The 20,276-nt window shown below is 67.9% G+C and carries 19 protein-coding genes; 11 read left to right on the top strand and 8 right to left on the bottom strand.

What is annotated here, in order from left to right; genetic code table 11:
• Positions 1 to 43 precede the first annotated feature (43 nt).
• Entirely contained in the window at positions 44 to 1,450 is a 1,407-nt protein-coding gene (locus G4Z16_RS01790; RefSeq protein ID WP_197348836.1) for an Nramp family divalent metal transporter, read from the top strand.
• A 138-nt stretch (positions 1,451 to 1,588) separates the two neighbouring features.
• Here the strand turns inward: G4Z16_RS01790 and G4Z16_RS01785 are convergent, their stop codons facing one another.
• Genes G4Z16_RS01785 through G4Z16_RS01775 form a run of 3 tightly spaced genes read right to left on the bottom strand, consistent with a single transcriptional unit; the run spans position 1,589 to position 4,797 of the window.
• Positions 1,589 to 2,425 carry a DeoR/GlpR family DNA-binding transcription regulator gene (locus G4Z16_RS01785; protein WP_197348835.1) on the bottom strand — a complete coding sequence of 279 codons (837 nt, stop codon included), beginning with the start codon at positions 2,423 to 2,425 and terminating at the stop codon, positions 1,589 to 1,591.
• A 33-nt stretch (positions 2,426 to 2,458) separates the two neighbouring features.
• A complete protein-coding gene (pdxA, locus tag G4Z16_RS01780; RefSeq protein WP_246530622.1) occupies positions 2,459 to 3,508 on the bottom strand; it encodes a 4-hydroxythreonine-4-phosphate dehydrogenase PdxA in 1,050 nt (349 codons plus the stop codon).
• The gene (locus G4Z16_RS01775; RefSeq protein WP_246530621.1) at positions 3,505 to 4,797 is read right to left on the bottom strand and encodes a four-carbon acid sugar kinase family protein; all 1,293 of its coding nucleotides are present in this window, start codon (positions 4,795 to 4,797) and stop codon (positions 3,505 to 3,507) included. Before G4Z16_RS01775 ends, pdxA begins: the two co-directional genes overlap by 4 nt.
• A 240-nt stretch (positions 4,798 to 5,037) precedes the next feature.
• Between G4Z16_RS01775 and G4Z16_RS01770 the strand changes: the two genes are divergently transcribed.
• The 4 genes from G4Z16_RS01770 (at position 5,038) to G4Z16_RS01755 (ending at position 8,423) form a co-directional block, all read left to right on the top strand.
• The gene (locus G4Z16_RS01770) at positions 5,038 to 6,018 is read left to right on the top strand and encodes an aldo/keto reductase (RefSeq protein ID WP_246530620.1); all 981 of its coding nucleotides are present in this window, start codon (positions 5,038 to 5,040) and stop codon (positions 6,016 to 6,018) included.
• Positions 6,019 to 6,047: 29 nt separating this feature from the next.
• Entirely contained in the window at positions 6,048 to 6,827 is a 780-nt protein-coding gene (locus G4Z16_RS01765; protein ID WP_197348834.1) for an HpcH/HpaI aldolase family protein, read from the top strand.
• Between the two features lie 153 nt (positions 6,828 to 6,980).
• On the top strand, positions 6,981 to 7,736 hold the full coding sequence (gene dapB, locus G4Z16_RS01760; protein WP_197348833.1) for a 4-hydroxy-tetrahydrodipicolinate reductase: 756 nt from the start codon (positions 6,981 to 6,983) through the stop codon (positions 7,734 to 7,736).
• A gap of 246 nt (positions 7,737 to 7,982) precedes the next feature.
• Positions 7,983 to 8,423, top strand: coding sequence for a hypothetical protein (locus G4Z16_RS01755; RefSeq protein ID WP_197348832.1), 441 nt, complete (start codon positions 7,983 to 7,985; stop codon positions 8,421 to 8,423).
• Between the two features lie 345 nt (positions 8,424 to 8,768).
• On the opposite strand, the gene G4Z16_RS01750 is transcribed toward G4Z16_RS01755, so the two are convergent.
• Genes G4Z16_RS01750 through G4Z16_RS01735 form a run of 4 tightly spaced genes read right to left on the bottom strand, consistent with a single transcriptional unit; the run spans position 8,769 to position 12,692 of the window.
• Complete coding sequence (locus tag G4Z16_RS01750) at positions 8,769 to 9,182, bottom strand: tautomerase family protein (RefSeq protein WP_197348831.1); 414 nt, start codon at positions 9,180 to 9,182, stop codon at positions 8,769 to 8,771.
• A gap of 42 nt (positions 9,183 to 9,224) precedes the next feature.
• Positions 9,225 to 10,589: an amidase gene (locus tag G4Z16_RS01745; RefSeq protein WP_197348830.1), complete on the bottom strand. Its 1,365-nt coding sequence runs from the start codon at positions 10,587 to 10,589 to the stop codon at positions 9,225 to 9,227.
• Entirely contained in the window at positions 10,586 to 11,776 is a 1,191-nt protein-coding gene (locus tag G4Z16_RS01740) for a hypothetical protein (protein WP_197348829.1), read from the bottom strand. The genes G4Z16_RS01745 and G4Z16_RS01740 overlap by 4 nt, the downstream gene beginning before the upstream one ends.
• 4 nt (positions 11,777 to 11,780) lie before the next feature.
• Positions 11,781 to 12,692 carry a nitrilase family protein gene (locus tag G4Z16_RS01735; RefSeq protein ID WP_197348828.1) on the bottom strand — a complete coding sequence of 304 codons (912 nt, stop codon included), beginning with the start codon at positions 12,690 to 12,692 and terminating at the stop codon, positions 11,781 to 11,783.
• Between the two features lie 144 nt (positions 12,693 to 12,836).
• Between G4Z16_RS01735 and G4Z16_RS01730 the strand changes: the two genes are divergently transcribed.
• The 3 genes from G4Z16_RS01730 (at position 12,837) to G4Z16_RS01720 (ending at position 15,286) form a co-directional block, all read left to right on the top strand.
• Positions 12,837 to 13,295, top strand: coding sequence for a winged helix-turn-helix transcriptional regulator (locus G4Z16_RS01730; RefSeq protein WP_197348827.1), 459 nt, complete (start codon positions 12,837 to 12,839; stop codon positions 13,293 to 13,295).
• 579 nt (positions 13,296 to 13,874) lie between these two features.
• Complete coding sequence (locus tag G4Z16_RS01725) at positions 13,875 to 14,447, top strand: CGNR zinc finger domain-containing protein (RefSeq protein ID WP_197348826.1); 573 nt, start codon at positions 13,875 to 13,877, stop codon at positions 14,445 to 14,447.
• Entirely contained in the window at positions 14,441 to 15,286 is an 846-nt protein-coding gene (locus G4Z16_RS01720; protein WP_197348825.1) for an alpha/beta fold hydrolase, read from the top strand. The genes G4Z16_RS01725 and G4Z16_RS01720 overlap by 7 nt, the downstream gene beginning before the upstream one ends.
• Positions 15,287 to 15,676: 390 nt before the next feature.
• Here G4Z16_RS01720 and G4Z16_RS01715 read toward each other — a convergent pair whose 3' ends face one another.
• Entirely contained in the window at positions 15,677 to 16,744 is a 1,068-nt protein-coding gene (locus tag G4Z16_RS01715) for a LacI family DNA-binding transcriptional regulator (RefSeq protein WP_197348824.1), read from the bottom strand.
• Between the two features lie 232 nt (positions 16,745 to 16,976).
• Here G4Z16_RS01715 and G4Z16_RS01710 point away from each other — a divergent pair, with 232 nt between their 5' ends.
• The 3 genes from G4Z16_RS01710 to G4Z16_RS01700 all read left to right on the top strand — a co-directional run bounded on the left by G4Z16_RS01710 (position 16,977) and on the right by G4Z16_RS01700 (position 20,276).
• On the top strand, positions 16,977 to 18,356 hold the full coding sequence (locus G4Z16_RS01710; RefSeq protein ID WP_197348823.1) for an ABC transporter substrate-binding protein: 1,380 nt from the start codon (positions 16,977 to 16,979) through the stop codon (positions 18,354 to 18,356).
• A 127-nt stretch (positions 18,357 to 18,483) separates the two neighbouring features.
• Positions 18,484 to 19,425 carry a carbohydrate ABC transporter permease gene (locus tag G4Z16_RS01705; protein ID WP_197348822.1) on the top strand — a complete coding sequence of 314 codons (942 nt, stop codon included), beginning with the start codon at positions 18,484 to 18,486 and terminating at the stop codon, positions 19,423 to 19,425.
• Between the two features lie 8 nt (positions 19,426 to 19,433).
• Positions 19,434 to 20,276 carry a carbohydrate ABC transporter permease gene (locus tag G4Z16_RS01700; protein WP_197348821.1) on the top strand — a complete coding sequence of 281 codons (843 nt, stop codon included), beginning with the start codon at positions 19,434 to 19,436 and terminating at the stop codon, positions 20,274 to 20,276.

The raw sequence follows: 20,276 nt of genomic DNA, 5'->3' as shown, positions 1-20,276 counted from the left end.
TGGCCGGGCAACCCACGTACCTTGTCCCCGCCCTGGAGTCACCATGACTGTGCACCGCGAAGCCTCAACAGAAGGCGCGCATCGCGAAGCCTCAACAGAGAACAAGCAACGCAATCCCCTACCGCCGACCACTTTCATGGGCTTCCTCAAGGGCATGGGCCCCGGCATCGTGGTCGTGCTCTCCTGGCTCGGAACAGGCGACTTCATCAGCTCCGCGGTGTCAGGGTCCACGTACGGCTATGCCCTCATATGGACACTGGTCCTGGCCGTGGGATCCCGCTACTTCATCGTCTCGACGATGTCGAAGTACCAGCTGTGCAATGCCGTTGGAGACCGGACGATCCTCGACGGGTACCGCCGGCTGTGGAAGGGCTTTCCCCTCTACATCGGGATCACCACCAGCATCCTCGGCTTCGTCTATGTCTCGTTCCTGCTCGTCGCAGCCGGCACAGCACTGAACCACCTCGCTGACGGCTTGATTCATCTCGGTGACTGGGGGACGGCCGCATGGGCGGTCGTCGCTGCCGCAGCGGCGACTTGTCTGGCCTTCCTCAAGCGCACCCACTACCGGGGACTCGAGATCCTCGCGCAGCTGACCATGGCGGCACTCGTCGTGTGCTTCCTCGTCGCGCTCATCGGCACCGGTGTCGATCTGTCAGCCTTCGTCAAGGGCTTCGCATTCGACCTCCCGCCGGGAGAGAGCGGGTACATCACGGCCGTCACCACGGCGGTTGCCCTCATCGGCGCCGTCGGCGGATCGGCGGCGAATCTGCTCTACCCGTACCTCATGCACGAGAAGGGCTGGCGAGGCCCGGAGTTCCGCCGGCTCCAGCGGTACGACCTCATCACCGGCACCACAGTGATGTTCGGCCTGGTGCTCGCGGTCTGGGTGGTCGCGGCCGAGACCTTGCACGGGACAGGCGCCAGCGTGGATTCCGAGCAGGGTCTCGTGCTCATGATGGAGCGCGCAGTCGGGCCGGTTGGACCGACTCTGATGTGGCTGGCCATCTTCTTCGTCGTCTTCGACAACATCGTGACGCAGCCGCGCGTGTTCGTGCAGATGCTGGCAGAGTCGATCTACAAGTCCCGGCCGGACCGGCTCCGTCGGCTCCAGGCGAAGTCTCCGGACACGGCCACGGAGCAACTGCACCACACCGACAAGCTGTTCAAGTCGGTCCTGCTGTTCATCATGCTCACGCCTGTGATCTTCTCGTTCCCGTTCGCGCCTGACCTGATCGTCCTCACGCTGCTCGGCAACGGACTGAGCGTGGTCACCGTGCCGGCCCTCATGGTCGGATTGGTGGCCATCACCATGCGCAAGGACCTGATGCTTCCCGGCCAGGCCAACAGGTGGTGGGAGAACCTGGTGCTCGCCGGCATCGGTGCGATCGGGATCTGGGCGACGTACGAACTGGTGGTTGCCATCGTGGGGACGGTGTCGCACGGCTGATCGTGACAACTCGGGCGCCTGATCACAGGTCTGCTCGTCTTGCTCCAAGTGTGCGCATGAGCCGGGCCGGAGACAAAGCTCCGGCCCGGCTCATGCTCGGGGGTCGGGGACGTTGCGGCGGATGACCTCGGGAGTTGTTCAGTCCGCGACGTCGTCCGTCACGGGGGCATCGGGGCTCCGCGCGGGTACCGGCGAGGCCTCCAGAGGTTCCGCGAGTACCACCTCGACGCCTTTGGCGCGGAGGGCCTCCACGCTCGCGGAGTCCGCCGAGGTGTCTGTGACCAGGGTCCAGCCGGGCGGGAGCGTCGCCCAGGCGTGGAACGGGCGGCGGCCGAGCTTGGCCGCGTGTGCCAGGACGTAGACGTGTTCGGCCTTGCGGGCCATCAGTTCCTTGAGCCGGGTCTGCCGCAGGTCGGCCTCGCAGATGCCGTGCTCGTGCGAGACCCCGTCCGTGCCGAGGAAGACGCGGTCGAACGTCATGCGCTCAAGGGCTGCCTCGGTCAACGGACCGACGAAACCCTGGCTCAGCGGGCGCAGCGTGCCGCCGAGGCATTCCACGTGAATCGTCTCGACATCGGAAAGCTCCTGGAGAGCCGTCAGTCCCGTGGTCGCCACGGTCACCTTCCGGGCCGTCCGCAATTCGTGGGCGAGGGCGCCGACGGTGGAGCCGGCGTCGAGCAGCAACGACTCGCCGGCCTGCACTTGCGCCGCTGCCCAACGGGCGATGTCCCGCTTGGCCTCATACGCCTCACCGGTGCGTTGCCGCAGCGATGCCTCCGGGTGCGCGGTCAGGGCCATGGCCCCGCCGTAGGTGCGTGCCAGCTGCCCGTTCGTAGTGAGCTTCGCCAGGTCCCGGCGGATGGTGGAGGCGGTCACGTCGAACAGCCGGGAGAGCTCCTCGACGCTCGCGAGTCCTGTGGTGTTGGCGAGCTGGACGATCCGGTCGCGTCGGGCCTGGGATCCGATGGCAGCCATTGGTTTCTGTCCTCTGGGGCAATGTGCCGGTGGTCAACGGGCGGGCGAGGATGACATCTCGGCCGCCTGCCGCAGAGCCTCGACCATGCTACCGGCCTCGGCAACACCCGTACCTGCGATATCGAATGCGGTGCCGTGGTCGACGGACGTGCGGATGACGGGGAGGCCGACGGTGAGGTTCACGCCCGCCTCGATGCCGAGGACCTTCACCGGACCGTGGCCCTGGTCGTGATACATGGCCACGATCAGGTCGTAGTCACCGCGGGAGGCCAGGAAGAAGGCGGTGTCTGCGGGGAGCGGTCCGCGGGCGTCGATGCCGTCGGCACGGAGGGCCTCGAGGGCCGGAATGATCTTCTCTTCCTCCTCGCCGTATCCGAACAGGCCGTTCTCGCCGGCGTGCGGGTTGATGCCGCACACGCCGATGACGGGACGTGCGGTCCCGGCCCGCTCCATCGCCTCATGACCGCGGCGCACCGTGCGTTCCACGAGTCCGGGCTCGATGAGCCTGACGGCGTCGAGGAGACCGATGTGCGTGGTGACGTGGATGACCTTCACCCTCGGTGTGGAGAGCATCATCGACACCTCGTCGACACCCGTGAGGTGGGCGAGGAGCTCCGTGTGGCCGGGGAAGTTGTGACCGGCGGCGTGCAGGGCCGCCTTGTTGAGCGGCGCGGTGCAGATGCCCTGCACCTCTCCTCCCACGGCGAGTTCGGCGGCGACCCGTACGTAGTGGTAGGCCGCGTCGCCTGCCACCGGGGACAGCCTTCCCCACGGCAGGTCGGCTGGGAGCAGGCCCAGGTCGATGACATTGACGCGGTCCGGGCCGAACTGGGCGTCGTCGGCGCTGTCGACGGGGACCACCGCGCAGTCGATGCCGCGGATCGCGGCCGCCTGCCGGAGTCGTTCGGCGTCTCCGATGACGACGGGGCGGCAGTCGCGCAGAGTCTCCGGGTGGAGCAGTGCCGGGACGATGACCTCGGGCCCGATACCGGCGCCGTCGCCCATGGTCACAGCGATGACCGGGAGTGGACGTCCGGAGGTTGAGGACCGCTTGGCCGGGACAGCGGCGGGTGCTGCGTTCACAGGGTTTCTCCTTGCGCTACGGGCGGTGGTTCAGCCGCGAGAGTGGGGGATGGTGCCGGTGTCTGGGGGCGGTGGAGGGGTCGCAGGGCGCGTGCGATCCGCAGGAGGGAATCAGCGTCACCGAAGCTTCCGGGGCGAGTGACGATCGTCCGGCCGTCCGGTGAGTGTGCGCATACGGCGCCGTGGTGGATCTGGCCGACGGGTGTGAGCTGTGTGATGCCGAGCGCGTCGAGGACGCTCCGGGCGGTCTCGCCTCCGGTGAGGACGAGATCGGTCTGCATCGGTACGTCGGCCACGGTACGGGCCAGTGCGGCCACGAGACGTCGGCCCGAACAGGGGCTCATGCCCTTGGAGTTGTCGATGCTCACCACCGTGATTCCGGACGGCGCCACATCGAGCCGGGGGAGTTCGGCAGCGTTCCCGAGCAAGTCCGGGGGAAGGGCTATGTGGCCTACTCCGTTCGATGTCAGTTGCGCGATCTGCGCAACGGCGCCGGGTTCCGCGGTACCCACCACGATCAGGAGCGGTCGGTCCGCCGAGGCGGCGGGTGACAGGGGGCTCTCGTCTTCCTCCGGGTGGCTCGGCCGGCCTGCCGCGAGGCTGCGTCCGAGGGCGAGTGCCAGCCCGCCCGTGCCCAACAGCCGTATTCCCGGACCCAGTTGGAGGGCCGCTTCGGCAATCGCGTCCAGATCGGACTGCGTCTCCGCGTCGCAGAGCGGGTGCCGTCCGTCTCCAACGGCGGCGCGCAACCGCTCGATGAGCACGTTCGTACCTGCCCGCACGTCAGCGAGCGGCACTGTCGCCGTGCTCAGCGAGCCGAGCGCACCGGGTATCGAACGGGGCACGGGAGCGGACTCGGCCCGCCACGCGTTTGTAGCGTGCAGCGGCGTGCCGTGCAGATGCATGACGCCGTCGAGAACGGTCCGGCCGGCGACCGGCAGCGCGGGCGCAATCACAACGGCTGCTGCGCCCTCCGCATAGGCAGCTGTCTCGGCCGCGAGGTTCCCGCGAAGCAGCGAGTCGACCTTCTTGAACATCACCGCGTCGTCGGGCGACCCGGCTGCCAGCGAGGTGCGTACGGCGCGGGCCGCCTCGTCCGCCGGAGACCTCCGGGTGTCGAGGTCGATCACCACGGCTTCACCACCGGCCGGTGGCGCCACCGTGGCCGGACCCAGCACGAGCCGGCTGCGGAGGCCGAGTGCCGCGGCGGTCTCGGCGGCGCCGGACAGGTCGTCCGCGAGGGCGAGCACGGGATGGGGCGCCCGCCGGCTGCGGGTCACAGGGGACACATCGAACCTCCTGGACTGGTCTGGGTGAGCTGCCCTGAGAACCGATGATGACACAGCCTGCACAAAATGCGCGATGCCTCTTGCGCGAAACACGCAACCATGCCACCTTTTTCCGGAACGAAACACTCCGTACAACTCCGAGCCCCGCACCCGACGGCGGCGGCGCCACCTCCGGCACCTTCATCGGCATGGGGCGCAGGCCCCGCAATCTCGTCGCTCTTCACCGGAAGGACCGCGTCCGTGAACACCGGCACAGCCTTGCCGAACGTCCCCGTTCCGCTCTCCCGGCTCGTCCTGGGCACGATGACCTTCGGCGACAGCGTCGACGCCAACGGCGCGGCCGTCATGTTGGACGAGGCACTCTCAGCCGGCGTCACCGGCGTCGACACCGCCAACGGCTACGCGGGCGGGGAAAGCGAGCGCATCCTCGCCGGACTGCTGCCCGGCCGCCGTGACCGGATGGTGCTGGCCACCAAAGCCGGGATCCCGCACCCGGACCAGGGCGGGCACGCTCCGCTGTCCGCCACGGGTCTGCGTGCCGCCCTGGAAGGCAGCCTGAAGAGGCTCGGCACCGATCACGTCGACCTCTTCTACCTGCATCAGCCCGACCGGGCCACACCGCTGGCCGAAACGCTCGCCGCCGTGGCCGACTTCGCGACCGAAGGCAAGATCCTCGCTCTCGGCGTCTCCAACTACGCGGCGTGGCAGATCTCCGAACTCACGCGTGTCGCCGACGAGACGGGCGCTCCCCGCCCTGTCGTCGCCCAGCAGCTGCACAATCTGCTGGCCCGCCGCATCGAGGAGGAGTACGTCGAGTACGCGGCCACCAGCGGCCTGCGCACCATGGTCTACAACCCGCTCGGCGGGGGCCTGCTCACCGGCCGCCACCGCTTCGAACAGCCCCCAGCGGAAGGCAGATTCGGCGACTCGAAGGTCGCGGCGATGTACAAGCAGCGCTACTGGGACGAGCGCCTCTTCACCGCCGTGGAGCAACTGACCGGCATCGCCGAGGGCGCGGGCATCCCGCTTACCGAACTCGCCCTGCGCTGGCTGCTCGGCCGCCCCTCCACCGACGCACTCCTGCTCGGAGGCTCCCGACCCGAGCATCTGCGCGCCAACATCAACAGCGCACAGGCGGGCCCGCTTCCGGCGGATGTCGCAGCAGCCTGCGATGCCGTGGGAGCGGCACTGCGCGGCCCCATGCCCGCGTACAACCGCTGACCGTACAGAGAAAGAAGGTAGCGCTCCTCATGAATCCCGCCCAGTTCGCCGCGGCCCTCCGCGCCCGCAGGCAGCTGATCGGCTACTGGTCGCTCCTCGACGCGCCCGTCGCAGTCGAACGTCTCGCACGCGTCGGCTACGACTACATCGCCCTCGACGCCCAGCACGGACTCTTCGGCTATCAGGGCATGCTCCACAACCTGATGGCGATCGACACCAAAGGCAGTACCGCCGTGGGCATGGTCCGCGTCGAAGCCAACGACCCCGCGCCGATCGGCCGGGCGCTCGACGCGGGCGCGACGGGCGTCATCGTCCCCCTCGTCGACAGCGGCCAGGACGCCGCGGACGCTGTCGCCGCCGTCCGCTACCCCCCGCTCGGCAACCGCTCCTTTGGTCCGATGCGCTCCGGCCTGCGCATCGGGCCCGCCCCCGCGGAGGCCCACGACCAAACCGTCGTCCTCGCCATGATCGAGACCGCGAACGGCCTCGCGAACGTCGAGGAAATCTGCGCCACTCCGGGCCTCGACGGCATCTACGTCGGACCGTCGGATCTGCGGCTGGCCATCGGTGGCGCCTCCTCCACCGACCCGGCCGTCGCCGGCGAGTTCGAGACCGCCCTGGTCACCGTACGAGAGGCCGCCGCAACCGCCGGAATCGCCGCCGGCATCCACAACCCGGACGGTGCGAGCGCCGCACAGCGAATCGCCGAGGGCTTCACCTTCGCGACCGTCGCCAGCGACGTCGTCCACCTCGAACAATCCGCCCGACAGCATCTGACCGCCGCACGCGACACCGAGGATCCCCGGTGACGCGCCCCAGCCCCGACCCCGACCCCACGGACCGGGAATCTGCCCCATGACCACCAGGCCGGCGGGCTGCACGAGGCGGTCGTCCGGGGTCGTATGAGGCCGCCCTGACCAACCCCGTCAGCCTGTGCCGTCATCTCCGCGAAGGACGAACCAATGAGCAAGCTGCGTGTGGCCGTCCTCGGCTCGGAGGGGCGCATGGGCTCCGAGGCCGTACGGGCCGTCGAGTCCGCCGACGACATGGAGCTGGCCGCCTGCCTCGGCCGGGGCGACAGCCTCGACGCGCTCACCGGCTCGGGCGCCGAGGTCGCTGTCGACCTGACGCACCCGGACGCCGTCATGCGCAATCTGGAGTACTGCGTCACGCATGGCATCCACGGAGTCGTCGGCACCACCGGCTGGACCGACGAGAGGCTGCGCACAGTACGCGGCTGGCTCGAGGCCTCGCCGGGCACGGGCGTGCTCATCGCCCCCAACTTCGGCATCGGCGCCGTACTGATGATGCGCTTCGCACAGCAAGCAGCGCGCTTCTTCGAGTCCGCCGAGGTCGTGGATCTGCACCACCCCGGCAAGGCCGACGCCCCGAGCGGGACCGCCGTACGCACCGCACAGCTCATCGCCGCCGCGCGCGAGGACGCCGAGCTGCCCGCACAGCCGGACGCCACCTCCACCTCCCTGGCGGGTGCGCGCGGCGCGGACGTCGACGGCGTGCATGTGCACGCGCTGCGGCTGCGCGGCCTCATCGGGCACCAGGAGGTGATCTTCGGGGGCGAGGGGGAGACGCTCACCATCCGGCACGACTCGCTGCACCGCAGCTCGTTCATGCCCGGTGTGCTGCTGGGAGTGCGCCGTGTCGGCTCCGCACCGGGGCTCACCTACGGGCTGGAGCACTTCCTCGACCTGGAGGGGTGACGGAGTGCGGGCGAAGATCACGTATTTCGTGCCGGCGACAGTGCTGATCGGCTGGTTCGTGCCGGCCGACAGCCGCGGCGTGCTGCTGACCGAGCCCGGGCCGACAGGAGGGGCCACCCCCAGCCGGAGAAACGGCCGGGGCCGGTGTGCAGGGGGCTGCGTGCCGCGGACGATTGTGGGGGAGTGAAGGCCGGTCCCGGCGGAAACCCGGTACGGACGATCGCCACGGAGTTGGGATGACGCACGATGGCACGGCTACTCGTCAGAGGCACTGACCTGGTCGTTCGACTGTCCTGGTGGGAGAAGACGGCAGCGCGGCACCGCGACGTGCGCGTGCCGCTCACCGAGGTACGGCGCGTAGGGGTCGAGCGTGACTGGTGGCGTGCCCTGCGCGGAGTCGCGCGCCGGGGCGTCTGGATCTCGGGGGCGCTGTACGTCGGCACCCGCCGCCACCACCGGGAGGATGACTTCGTCGCCCTCCGGACCGGCGGTCCCGTGGTGTGCGTCGAGCTGTGGCCCGGATCGCCGTGGCATCTTCTCGCCGTCTCCGTTGCGGACCCAGAGGCCACGGCGCGGTGGCTCCATGACCGGGCGCCACACCTCGATCCCCGCGGAAGGGGCAGGAGCGAGCAGGCCGAGGTGTGGGACTGGGTCGCCGACCGCGTCACCCTGTGGCCGAGCCCCTGAGCCGCACGCCGCCGGGTCGTGCCCGCGTGCCGATGCACTCGGCAGGAGTGCGGGGGGCCTCGTGAGTCCGGTGAGATACACATCCAGTGACTCGGGCCCTCCGAGCGGCTCGCGCGAGTCCCACCCGTGGCCGGCCGAGATCTCCTGGTTGGGGCGCAAGATGCTCGACGGCGACCGGCCGCATGGTGCAAAGCCGAACGCTTCCTCGCCAAGGCGATCGCATGCGGCGCCGGAGCGATAGACAGGTCGCTGAACTGCGACTCCGATCAGCTCTCGCGCGAGGCTCTCAGCGTCATGCAGCGACTGGACCGCACCAGCTGGCGACGCCGCACGGGGGAACGGCTGTCAGGTCGAACTGGCCGTGGCCGGCCGTTCGTCGGCGTTCCAGTCGGCGTTGAAGCCTCCCAGGTGGGGGTGGTACATCTCGTCCCCCGCGTGCTGGGTGAACTCGACCTTCACCCAGCACGCTTCCAGTTCGAACATCTCCACGCACACGTCGATCAAGGACTGTGCCAGGTGCGCCCTTGTCTCGGGAGGCCGTCCCCTGCGGATGTCACACATGATGAGTGCGGACGGGGTCGGAGGGCCGGCATCGTGGCGCCTCCACACGCCCCCTTCGCCGAGGTCGTGCACGGACACGGTGAGGAGATCCCTTCCGATCTGCATGATCTCCCCGTAGATGGCACCGACGCGCTGCGCGAGTGCCTGCTTGGTAGCTGCCGTGGTGGTCAGCGGCAGGTCGATCTGGATGGACGGCATGATGCCCTTTCAGAGATGTGGTGAGCGGGAGAAGTCCTGTGATCAAGGTGCACTCGGCTGCGGCCTCTGTGCCGCTTCCAGCGTCTTCGCCACCGCGAACATCAGGTGCAGGTTGTCGGGTGCCGTGACGAGCTGAACGGCAGCGGGGAGCCCGTCGATCTGGCCCGCGGGCACACTGATGGCCGGCATCCCGGTCATGTTCCACGGGCTGGTCAGGGATAGGAGGGCAGTTCGCACCTCAAGGTTCGTCTCGGCGACGCGCACGGTGCGGGCGTCCAGCGGGGGCGCCACGATCGGAGTCGTCGGCAGTGCCAGGACGCTGTGGGTCCTCAGCAACCGGGCTACGGTTTGGAGCAGTTCCCTACGGGCCTCTTCGGCTCGGGCGTAGTGCGCGCTGGAGATTTCCCGGCCGCGACGGAGCCGTGCCAGGACTTCGGTGTCGATTCGGTCGTGGTCCTTCTCCAGGTGATGCTCGTGCACCTGAAACGCTTCCCGGCCCTGAAGTGTCGAGAACACCTTGAACAGGCTCTGTTCGCGATGCCCGCGAGGAAACCCGTGAACCGGGGACAAGGTGAAACCGGCTCGCGCGAGGGCCTGCTGTGTGAGTTCCTCCATGCGCGGGTCGGTCGTCGCGATGTCCCGTGGCGGGATCCATCCGACGGTGAGGCCGTCCTCGGCTCGCGGCCGGGATTCCGCGAACCCGTCGATTAGTGCCTGGTATCCGAGTTGGACGTCTTCAGTTGTCTGGGCGAAGAGGCCCACATGGTCGAGCGTCGGAGCCAGCGGGTACACGCCCTCCGTCGGAACGGCGTCGTAGGCGGGCTTGAACCCGACGACCCCACAGAGCGCCGCGGGCACCCGGACGGATCCGGCGGTGTCCGTGCCCACCGACAGCGGCACCATGCCCGCGGCCACCGCGACCGCGCTGCCTCCACTGCTGCCCCCGGAAATCCGGCTGGGATCACGGGGGTTGCGTGAAGCGCCGTGGACGGAACGATCGCCGGTGGCGCCGTAGGCGAACTCGTGAAGGGTGGTCTTTCCGACGATGACGGCGCCACTCCTGCGCAGCCGCCTGACGACTTCGGCGTCCCGGGTCGCCGTCGCGCCGAAGGACGTCGCCGACCCGCACGTGGTCGGCAATCCGGCCACGTCGATGAGGTCCTTGACGGCGACAGGCACACCGTGAAGAGGACCACGGTCGATGCCCGCAGCCATCTCTTCGTCCGCCGCTCGTGCCGCCTCGCGGGCCCCGGCCTCGTCCACGACGGCAAAGGCGTTCAGGACCGGGTTGTCCTTGCGGATCCTGCGCAAGCTCTCCGCCAGCAGTTCGGCGGCTGATGTCTCGTGTCGGCGCAGGGCACCCGCGAGGGTACTGATGGTGGGACTTGGATTGGTATTTGGGTTCATGATGCGAATCCAGGTAGGAGGCCGAGCAGCGGCACGATCAGGGCGGTGCAGAAGGTCATCGACGCCACGTTGCCGATGAAGGGGTGGAAACTGTCGGGCAACCGTCCTGAGATCGCAGCGGCGACCGGAGGAGCGATCAGCGCGCCGAGCAGTGCGCCGGCTGCGACGACCTGGACACTCCCGCCGTAGGCAAGCACGGTCGCTGGTGCGACCGACACGACGGGCACGAAGGTGGGGTAGAAGCCGTGGGCGTCCCACCGCCTTCGCCAGATGAGCACTCCGGCAAGCGCCGTAAGCCCCTGGCTGCTGAGGACCGCCAGGAAGAGACCTGTTCCGTACGTCAGGGCCGATGGGCTGACGACGTGCGCGACGACGGCTCCGAGGATCATGGCGGCGCTCGCCCACTCGTTGCCGAAGAACTGTGCCTCGGTGAAGTCGGCCAACGCACGACGAGGGACCCACAGCCGGGACCATGTGGTCCCGGCTCCCGGGCTGACATCGTCAACGGACTCCTCGCGCCACACGCCGGGGGCGGGCATCCAGGGCAGCAGGCGGCAGAGCGAGAATGCGGCAAGGGCTCCGACCCACATCCCTGTGGTCGCACCGACAACAGGGGGCAGGTCCCACGGCTTGCAGACATACTCCACGGTGAGGATCGCGGCCGGAGGTGTCAGAGCTGCCCCGCAGACAACGGCGGTGGGACCTGTGCTCCAGCCGGGACCGTAGAGAACCACGATCGCCGGCGCCGCGGAAACGAGGGGCACGAAGAGCGGCTGCCACACACCCGGCGCCAGCGTCCAGCCCCAAGCGAGATTACTCAGCAGCAGGCTCGCCAACGCGCTACCCGCCACCCATGGCCAGATCCCCGTGCCGCAGGCCTGGACGAAGCCCTGCCACGGCCACGAGTTCCGGTGCATCAGGTGGGCGAACAGACCTCCCAGCAGCAGACAGACACTCGCCGAGGCAACCGCGTAGAACTGCGGCTCGGTGACAGAGGTGATCAGCCAGGATGCCAAGCCGCCTGCATCGCTGTAGTCACCCGTCCATGACGATGCTGCTGCGCCCCGTGTGCCGGAAGCGAGCACCCAGGCAACGAGGACGATGAGCAGGATGCCGCCCGCCAACGCGAGCGGGCGCACGATCCTTCGCCTCGAGGAGGCGCTCCATGTACTGCGGACTGTTGTCATGACGTCACCGAGGCAGCGGAGCAGCGCCGCGGTAGCCCAGCATCTGGTCGTACAGGTCGGTGCGGCGGTCACGGTGCAGGTCGTTGAGCTGGTTCCAGATCGGAGCGGTTCGTGTTTCGGAGAGGTCGATGTCCGCGTAGATGATCGTGTCCTCGTCCGGACCGGCGATGCGGTCCACGGGCCAGCCGTTCGTGCCCGCGATGAGCGAGTTCCCCATGAAGCCCGCCCCGCGCTCCTGGCCGATCCGGTCGGCGGTGGCGATGAAGACGTTGTTGACGTGCGCCGCCGTGATCGTGAGGTGAGCCGCCATACAGACGCCGCTCGAGTCGTAGAGAGGGGGCGGCGTCCATACCCACCCGGTCGGGATGCAGATGATGTCCGCGCCCATCTGCGAGACGATGCGGGCGGTCTCCGGGAACCAGATGTCCCAGCAGACCAGTAGCCCTATCCGGCCGATCCGGGTGTCGAAGACCGAGAACCCCTCGTCTCCGGGGGTGAACCACAGCTTTTCCGTGTTCCAGAGGTGGGTCTTCCGGTAGCGCCCGATGTATCCGTCCGGGCCGACGAGGACCGCGGTGTCGTAGAGCCTTTCGCCGTCCCGCTCGACCACGCAGCCCACGATGTACAGGTTCCGCTCGGCAGCCAGACGGACGAATGTCTGCACGGTGCGGCCGTCCGGAACGGCCTCGGCATGGGCGAACGCCTCTTCGCGGCTCTCGAACACGTAGCCCGTCGTCGCCAGTTCGGGCAGGACGATCAGACCGGCGCCGTCGTCTGCGGCGGCAGTCAGCCGCTCCTCCACAGCCGCGGCGTTGGCCTTGAGGTTCTCCAGTCCGACGTGGGGCTCGAACTGGACCACCGCGACCCGCACCGGGCTCACCCTCGCGCCGCTGTCGACCTCTGGCTGTTCCGTCATGGCTCCTCCTCGACTCGCTGCAACTCTCGCAGATCGGTTTCATTTTGAAACCTGATGCACGGGAAGATAGACGAGCTGGTTTAGACTTGCAACCAGTTGTCGAGGGAAACTTCGAGCCTTGGGTGAGAGCGACAGGGGGCGCAGATGGCTGCACGCGTGAGTCACGAAGGGGCAGAGTGCCCCGTGGCCAGGGCCGTGGACGTGATCGGTGACCGCTGGTCCTTGCTCATCGTCCGTGACGCCTTCGATGGGATCACCAGGTTCAGCGAGTTCCAGCGCAGCCTCGGATCAGCCAGGAACATCCTTGCTTCACGGCTACGCGAACTCGTTGCGAGAGGCATCCTGGAGGTCGCCCCCGCCGCGGACGGGACGGCCTACCACCAGTACACGCTCACGGAGAAGGGCCGCGAGCTCTTCAAGATCATCGTGGCTCTCAGGCAGTGGGGCGAGGACCACCTCTTCGATGAGGGAGAACCCCACTCGGTCCTCCTCGACGCCGAGCACCAGCTTCCGCTGGCCAAGCTTGAGGTGACCGACGCCTCGGGCTCCGCGTTGACATCGTCGGACACGTTCGTGCGAAAGGTCTCTCCGAGTTCATCCTGACTGCTCTGACAGAGACGGTGGTGCGGGCGTCTGCTGGAGTGCGAGGTGCTCGCGGGGGCCGAGTGATCGCGGTCCCTCCGTCTGCTCGGCTTCAGCAGGGCACCGCCGAGAAGCTTGATCGCGAAGCCGGAAGCTTCATTCCCGAGCGCGCCGCAGAGCGCTGCCGCAGGTGGCAGGGAAGTGTCATCTTGTTCGTGAGAACACGTTCCGCGCCGGCCTCCCGACCTCGGGGTTGCGCACGCGTCTGCTGGGCCAGCAACCAGGCCAACTGCCCCGCCAGGACCAAGATTTGCCGCTGCTCTGCGACCAGACCGTCCCTGGTAGGAGCGATGACTCATATCCGGTGTCCGAGGGTAGACACCGCGAGCCTTCTGGCCGACCCGGTACATGACATCCCCGCGGTCCTGTTGCCTTCGCTGCCGACCTCCACCCTCAGTGCGCCGACCCTTGGCGCGATCGAGGGCGTTCGGGCCGCCTTGCCGGGGCTGCCCGGTTCGACGGCGGGTCCTGGTATAGGCGTGCGACCCCTGACCTGCCACATGATTGCATGTAACCGTCTCAGCTAGTTACAATCCTCCCGTGAACACGACCGACTTCCGCTTCTACACCGGCGCTCTGTCCACGGACTTCGTGGCGACCGTCGGCCGCCGCCTCGCTGGTGGAGATGAGCGGTTGACGAGCGCCGCCCGGTTGACCGAGTGGCTGGCCCGCGCAGAGCTCGTCGGGCCTCAGAAGCGTGTCTCCGACGGGGACCTCCAGCAGGCTCGGGAGCTGCGCGAGGTGATCTACCGACTCGTGCTCGCCCGGATCACGCAGCGTCCGGTCACCGCAGCAGACATACGCGTGATCAACGACTGGGCTCGTCGGCGCACGCCGGCACCACAGCTGAGCGCGGACGAACCCTTCACCTTGCAGACACGCGACGGGGACGACGTCGGGACAGCCCTGGGAGTTGTCGCCAGAGACGCCATCGAATTGGTCACCAGTACGCGAGCGACGTCTCTCCGAGCGTGCGAGGCCACCGACTGCGGAATGCCCTATCTCGATCTGTCACAGGGTCACACACGACGCTGGTGCTCGATGAAGGAATGCGGCAATCGCGCCAAAGTCGCCGCCCACCGAGCACGAAGAAAGAAGGACACCGCATGTTGATGCGGAATCAGCGAATATCCGTGAGCGGTACCGCATTGAACACTGTCATCGTCGGGCAAGGCTATCCAGTCGTCCTGCTCCACGGTTGGCCGGTGACCTGGTACCACTGGCGCGACGTCATCCCGGTCCTGGCCCGGAGCCACACCGTCATCGCCCCCGACCTGCGCGGACTCGGTGACTCCGACCGCCCGCTCGGCCCTTACGACAAGCAAACCCTCGCTGCTGACATCGCGGAATTGACCGAGCAACTGGACCTCGGCCGTTTCGCGCTCGTCGGTCACGACTTCGGCGGTTCCGTCGCCAGTGCTTTGGCTGCGGCCCACCGGGACAAGGTGAGCCACCTGGTGATCGAAGAGGAACTTCTGCCGGGCTGTCCGGTGCCGCCCGATCTGGTCAGCAGTCGGTATCCACGCTGGCACAACGCCTTTCACGCCGTACCCGATGTCCCGGAGCTTTTGATCAGAGGGAAAGAGCGAGATCACCTCAACTTGTTCTGGAGGCTTACTGCGGGCGGTACCGCAATCTCAAGCCAAGCCATCGAGGAATACGAGCGGACCTACCTCGCCCCCGGCGCTCTCCGCGTAGGACTGGCCTACTACCGGTCCGGGAGCGAGGACGCGGAACTCAACCGCCGAACGGCACGTCAGCCACTGAAGATTCCCACGCTCGCCATCGGTGGAGACATGGCCATGGCCACCGCGGTGGAAGCGTCCATGCGCCACATCGCGTCCGATGTCTCGGGCGTCGTCATCGACAACTGCGGGCACTACCCGGCAGAGGAACACCCTGAGCGGGTCGCCGGTCTCATCGAAGACTTCATCACGCGCGCGGCCGCGTGAACGAGCCTGAGGCCCGCAGTGGTTGTGCGCCGGACGAGGCGTCGGAGGTCTTCAGGACGGCCTCCCGAGAGGCAAACACAAAGCTGCGCACGGTGGCCGAGCCGCGTGCGTGGAACTGGTCCACGCCGCCGCAATGTTGTGGCGTGGCGATGTGGCGGACCTCCCAGGACGGGGCCCACCTCATGCGCATCAGGCTCCAAGACACGGAAGACGAATGCCGCGCCGCCGAGGCCATCGCGGCAGTCCTCGACGTACACGAGACCAGCCGCCCCCCGAGCCGCCACGTACGCCTCTCCATCACCGTCGCTTCCCCGAACAGCCCGCAACAGGAGGACCTGGGCCGCAACACACGGACGTTGAGCATGGTCCGCGGCGATCGGACCGCCGTGGTCACACGTTGCCGGTTCGAGGTAGCGGGAGCGCGGAGGCAGGTGTGGACGAGGCGCGGACGTTCAGGTGGGTGCGCAGGGTGATGATGCGCTGCGGCGCGGTGCTGCCCGCGATGCGGGATTCGAGCAACGCCGCGGTCTGCTGGCCGAGTTCGTGCGTCGGCTGTGCGACCGTGGTCAGGGCGGGCCGGAGCAGCGGGGCCCATGGTGCGTCGTCCCAGCCGACGATGGCGATGTCGGACGGGATGTTCAGTCCGGCCGCCGTGATCGCGTCGAGGGTGCCCAAGGTCATCAGGTTGTTGGCGACGAACACGGCGTCGGGCGGCTCGGGTGACCGCAGCAGTTCATCGGCCGCCTTCTCGCCGCCGCTGATACGGAAGTCGCCGTGCCGGATCAGCTCGGGCCGCAGCTTGACGCCGCAGTCGGTGTGGGCGTCGCGGAAGCCGGCGAGCCGGTCGGCCGCCGTGGTCTGGCCCTCGGGGCCGGTGATGCAGGCGAGGTTGCGGTAGCCGGCCTCCAGCAGGTGCCCGGTGGCCTTGCGGGCGCCGTCGCGGTTGTCGACCAGCACCGCGTCCACGGAGTCGTGTTCCAGGACCCGGTCGACGGTGACCACCGGGATGCCCTTCGCCGTGAGGTGTTCCACGGCGCTGCGGGTGTCCGAAGCGGGTGAGAGGATCACGCCCGAGACGCGTTCGTTGAGGGCGAGTTCGAGGTAGCGGCGCTCCTGCGCGACGTCGTCGTCGGTGTTGCACAGCGTCAGTGCGTAACCTGCGCCCCGCGCCGCGTCCTCGACTCCGCGGACCATATCGGTGAAGAACGGGTTGCGCACGTCGGGCACCAGAAGCATCCACACATGGCTGCGCTGCCGGCGCAGGCTCTGCGCCACACGGCTGGGGCGGTAGTCGAGTTGAGCCGCCGCCTTACGTACGCGCCGGGCGAGGGCCGGATCGACCTTGGGCCCGTTGTTGAGCACCCGGGAAACCGTGGACGGCGACACTCCGGCCGCCGCGGCCACGTCCTTGATGGTGGTCATCCCCTGCCCGTCCCTCCACTTCGCCGTCCGAAGCATACGGCCCTGAAGAAGACCGCGTCCGAACCGTTGACTCCGCTTGTGCGGCTCCCTACAGTGCCAGAAATCGATTTCTCATACCAGAGCTCATCAGACTTCCATGAGCGCAACTTCCTGCACCTACTTGAGAGAACGATTCCCGAGAGCTCCGCCTTTCCAACTGAGCAGGCGTAGAACGGACTCCATCCCCGACGTGCGTCGCCAGCTCACAGACCGAGGAGGACCGCGCATCATGACGGACAATTCGCCACTTGTTGTGGAACAGGCATCAACACACTCCAGGCCCTCCGGGCTCCTCTCCGCACGCGCGTCACTTGCGAGGACGCCGGGCACTCGCCGCGGCTTCCTGCGCACGGCCGGTGCGGGCGTGCTCGGCGCGGGTCTGGCAACCACCGGTCTCAGCGCCTGCGGGTCCGGCGGCGCGGCGGACGACGAGACCACGTTGTCGTTGCTGTACATGGCCACCGCCACGCAGAAGCGCAGCTGGGAGAAGCTGTTCGCAAAGTTCCGCAAGAAGCATCCGGAGATCAAGCTCGAGGCGCAGGGCGTCGCGACGGACAACTGGGCGGACTTTCTGGACAAGGTCTCCACGCAGCTCGCGGGCGGGAAGTCGCCCGACATCATCCAGGTCGCCACCGAGGGGCAGCGGCTGTTCGCGGACAAGGGGCTGCTGGAGCCGCTGGACGACTTCATCGCCAAGGACAAGGACGTCATCGACGAGTACTACGGCGACCTCCACCCCAAGCTCGTCGAGTGGTCGAAGATGGCGTCCACGGACGGCAAGACGTACTTCCTGCCGGGCGAGTTCAACACCGTGTGCCTGTGGTTCAACAAGGAGGTGTTCGAGAAGGCGAAGATCGATCCGCCCACTCCGGAGTGGACCTGGGACGACTTCGAGAAAGCGGCGAAGAAGCTCAAGGAGCGCGACCTCCTCGCGCACCCCTTCCTGCCCGATTACTTCCCCGGCGTCATGCCGCCTCTGCTGACCAACGGCACCAGCTCCTACACCGCCGACTGGAAGAAGCCCACCTTCGACACCGAAGCGGCCGTCGAGGCGACGCAGCTGTGCCGGCGCTTCGTCGACAAGGGCTACAGCCCGCCGCCGGGAGGCAGGTTCGACAGCTTCGCCCTCGCCGCGCAGGGCAAGCTCGCCTCCTTCAGCGGCGGCCGGTGGCCGATCATCGACATCCGCGGCGCCGACGCAGTGGACAAGATGGAGATCGTCCCCTGGCCCCGCAACAAGGAACAGGGTTCGCCGGCCGGCTGGAACGGCTACCCGATCCTGAAGGCGTCCAAGAACAAGAAGCAGGCCTGGACGTTCATCAAGTACCTGATATCGAAAGAAGGCAGTTCGACGTTCGCGGAGATCGGCGGCACGATCGTGCCGGGGCGCCGGTCCGTCGCCGAGAGCGATGCCTTCCTCGACAACTCCCCAAAGGGCAGCGAGTACTTGTACCGGGCGCTCGATTACGCGACCCCGATCCCCTCTCCCAGCAAGGGCAACGTCGTCCAGAAGACCATCGAGAACGACTGGGAGCAGATTCTCGCCGGGACGGTCCCCGTGCCCTCCGGGCTCAAGTCCCTCCAGCGCAAGCTGCTGCAGCTGGGCTGAACCGCGGGCGCCGGTGTGCGCGCCGACCGCAGTCACACAGCGCCCCCGCGCTTTGCCGCCCGCCTGCGTAACGGTCCTGCGCAGGCCGGGAACCGCTCTGTCCAGCACTCGTACCGGAGGTGACACCGTGGCGACAGCCACGACATCCACGGGTTCGACGACGAAGCACAGCAGACGACTTCGCGGCATGACCGCCCGACGCTCCGACACCGTCGCGGGGTATCTCTTCGCCGCGCCCGCGGTCCTGCTGTTCCTGCTCTTCTTCGCCCTGCCGCTGCTCGCCACCATCGGTCTCAGCTTCGTCCACTGGGATCTGCTGACGCCGCCGCGAGCGGCCGGCCTCGCCAACTACGAACGCCTGCTGGGCGATTCGCACGCACTCCGGGTCATCGGGAACACCTTCGTCTTCACCTTCGCGTCGGTCGTGCTCCACCTGGGCCCCGGGCTGCTGATGGCTCTGGCCGTCCAGCGCAGGTCGTCGCGCCCCCTCAAGTACTTCCTGCGCACCGCCTACTTCTTCCCGCTGCTCATCTCCTGGGCAGCCGTGGCGCTGCTGTGGCAGTACGCGATGCACCCCACCTTCGGAGTCTTCACGCACTACCTCGGCGCGCTCGGGGTGCCCACCACCTCGTGGCTGACCTCGCCCACATGGTCGCTGCCCGCGCTGCTCCTCGTCGACTTCTGGCACACCATCGGCTTCACGTTCGTGATCCTGCTGGCGGGGCTCCAGGCCATACCCGTGAACCTCTACGAGGCCGCGATCGTGGACGGCGCCGGCGCGCTGAGGCGGTTCTGGAACGTCACGCTGCCCATGCTCTCGCCGACGCTCTTCTTCGCCACAGTCGTCAGCTTCATCGGCGCGTTCCAGATCTTCGAGCCGATGTACATCATGACCAACGGCGGCCCGGGCGACGCCACTCGCTCCATCGTCCAGCTGCTGTACGAGACGGCCTTCCGCTCCTTCGAGGTGGGCTACGCGTCCGTACTCGCCCTCGTGGTCTTCGCCGTGATCTTCATCGTCACGCTCCTGCAGTTCCGATTCGCCCGCCGATGGGTCCACGAAAGGTGACCACGCACATGACCGACAGGACTCAGGCCGCGCGCCTCGCCAGACGGCACGCACTCAGCCTGCTGCTGGTCCTCACCGGACTGCTGATGCTCGCCCCCGTCCACTGGCTCTTCGTCACGGCGCTGCAGCCGGCCGGCAACGCGTTCTCCGTGCCGCCGGACTGGCTGCCCGACAAGGTGACGTTCCACAACTTCAGCGCCGTCTTCGACCTGATCCCGTACGGCGAGATGATTCTCAGCAGCCTGAAGATCACCGTCACCGTCACGGCGGGCTCGCTGATCACCAGCGCACTGGCCGCCTACGCCTTCGCCCGGCTCCGCTTCCCCGGCCGTGACGTGATCTTCTTCGTGCTGCTCGCGGCCTTGATGCTGCCCCAGCAGCTCACCGTCATCCCGACGTTCATCCTCATGCGGAACCTGGGCCTGGTCGACACGCACGCCTCGGTCATCCTGCCCGCACTCGTCAACGTCCTCGGAATCTTCCTGCTGCGCCAGTTCTTCCTCAGCATCCCCCCTGAACTCGACGAGGCTGCCCGCATCGACGGCGCAGGCCATCTGCGGATCCTCTTCCAGGTCATCCTGCCGCTGTCCGGGCCCGCGCTGTCCGCTCTCGCGATCTTCATCTTCCAGCTGTACTGGAACGACTTCTTCTGGCCGAACATCTTCCTCAACTCCCCCGGAAAGATGACCCTTCCCGTCGGTCTCGTGGCCCTGCAGGGGAGCCAGGGCGGTGCGCCAGCCCTCGTCGTCTTCGCCGCCATCGCGATGATCGTCGCCCCGGTGCTGGTGCTCTTCCTGTTCTTCCAGCGAGCGCTCATCGAATCCGTCGCCTCGTCCGGGCTCAAGGGGTGA

Origin of the sequence: Streptomyces bathyalis (assembly GCF_015910445.1) — a bacterium.
GTDB classification, from domain to species: domain Bacteria; phylum Actinomycetota; class Actinomycetes; order Streptomycetales; family Streptomycetaceae; genus Streptomyces; species Streptomyces bathyalis.
Note: the sequence above shows the minus strand (reverse complement) of the source record. Positions and strands in the feature narration are given on the sequence as shown.

Coding starts and splice junctions, on each gene's coding strand:
- G4Z16_RS01790 (WP_197348836.1), top strand. CDS start 44: ATGACTGTGCACCGCGAAGCCTCAACAGAAGGCGCGCATCGCGAAGCC.
- G4Z16_RS01785 (WP_197348835.1), bottom strand. CDS start 2,425: ATGGCTGCCATCGGATCCCAGGCCCGACGCGACCGGATCGTCCAGCTC.
- G4Z16_RS01765 (WP_197348834.1), top strand. CDS start 6,048: ATGAATCCCGCCCAGTTCGCCGCGGCCCTCCGCGCCCGCAGGCAGCTG.
- dapB (WP_197348833.1), top strand. CDS start 6,981: ATGAGCAAGCTGCGTGTGGCCGTCCTCGGCTCGGAGGGGCGCATGGGC.
- G4Z16_RS01755 (WP_197348832.1), top strand. CDS start 7,983: ATGGCACGGCTACTCGTCAGAGGCACTGACCTGGTCGTTCGACTGTCC.
- G4Z16_RS01750 (WP_197348831.1), bottom strand. CDS start 9,182: ATGCCGTCCATCCAGATCGACCTGCCGCTGACCACCACGGCAGCTACC.
- G4Z16_RS01745 (WP_197348830.1), bottom strand. CDS start 10,589: ATGAACCCAAATACCAATCCAAGTCCCACCATCAGTACCCTCGCGGGT.
- G4Z16_RS01740 (WP_197348829.1), bottom strand. CDS start 11,776: ATGACAACAGTCCGCAGTACATGGAGCGCCTCCTCGAGGCGAAGGATC.
- G4Z16_RS01735 (WP_197348828.1), bottom strand. CDS start 12,692: ATGACGGAACAGCCAGAGGTCGACAGCGGCGCGAGGGTGAGCCCGGTG.
- G4Z16_RS01730 (WP_197348827.1), top strand. CDS start 12,837: ATGGCTGCACGCGTGAGTCACGAAGGGGCAGAGTGCCCCGTGGCCAGG.
- G4Z16_RS01720 (WP_197348825.1), top strand. CDS start 14,441: ATGTTGATGCGGAATCAGCGAATATCCGTGAGCGGTACCGCATTGAAC.
- G4Z16_RS01715 (WP_197348824.1), bottom strand. CDS start 16,744: ATGCTTCGGACGGCGAAGTGGAGGGACGGGCAGGGGATGACCACCATC.
- G4Z16_RS01710 (WP_197348823.1), top strand. CDS start 16,977: ATGACGGACAATTCGCCACTTGTTGTGGAACAGGCATCAACACACTCC.
- G4Z16_RS01700 (WP_197348821.1), top strand. CDS start 19,434: ATGACCGACAGGACTCAGGCCGCGCGCCTCGCCAGACGGCACGCACTC.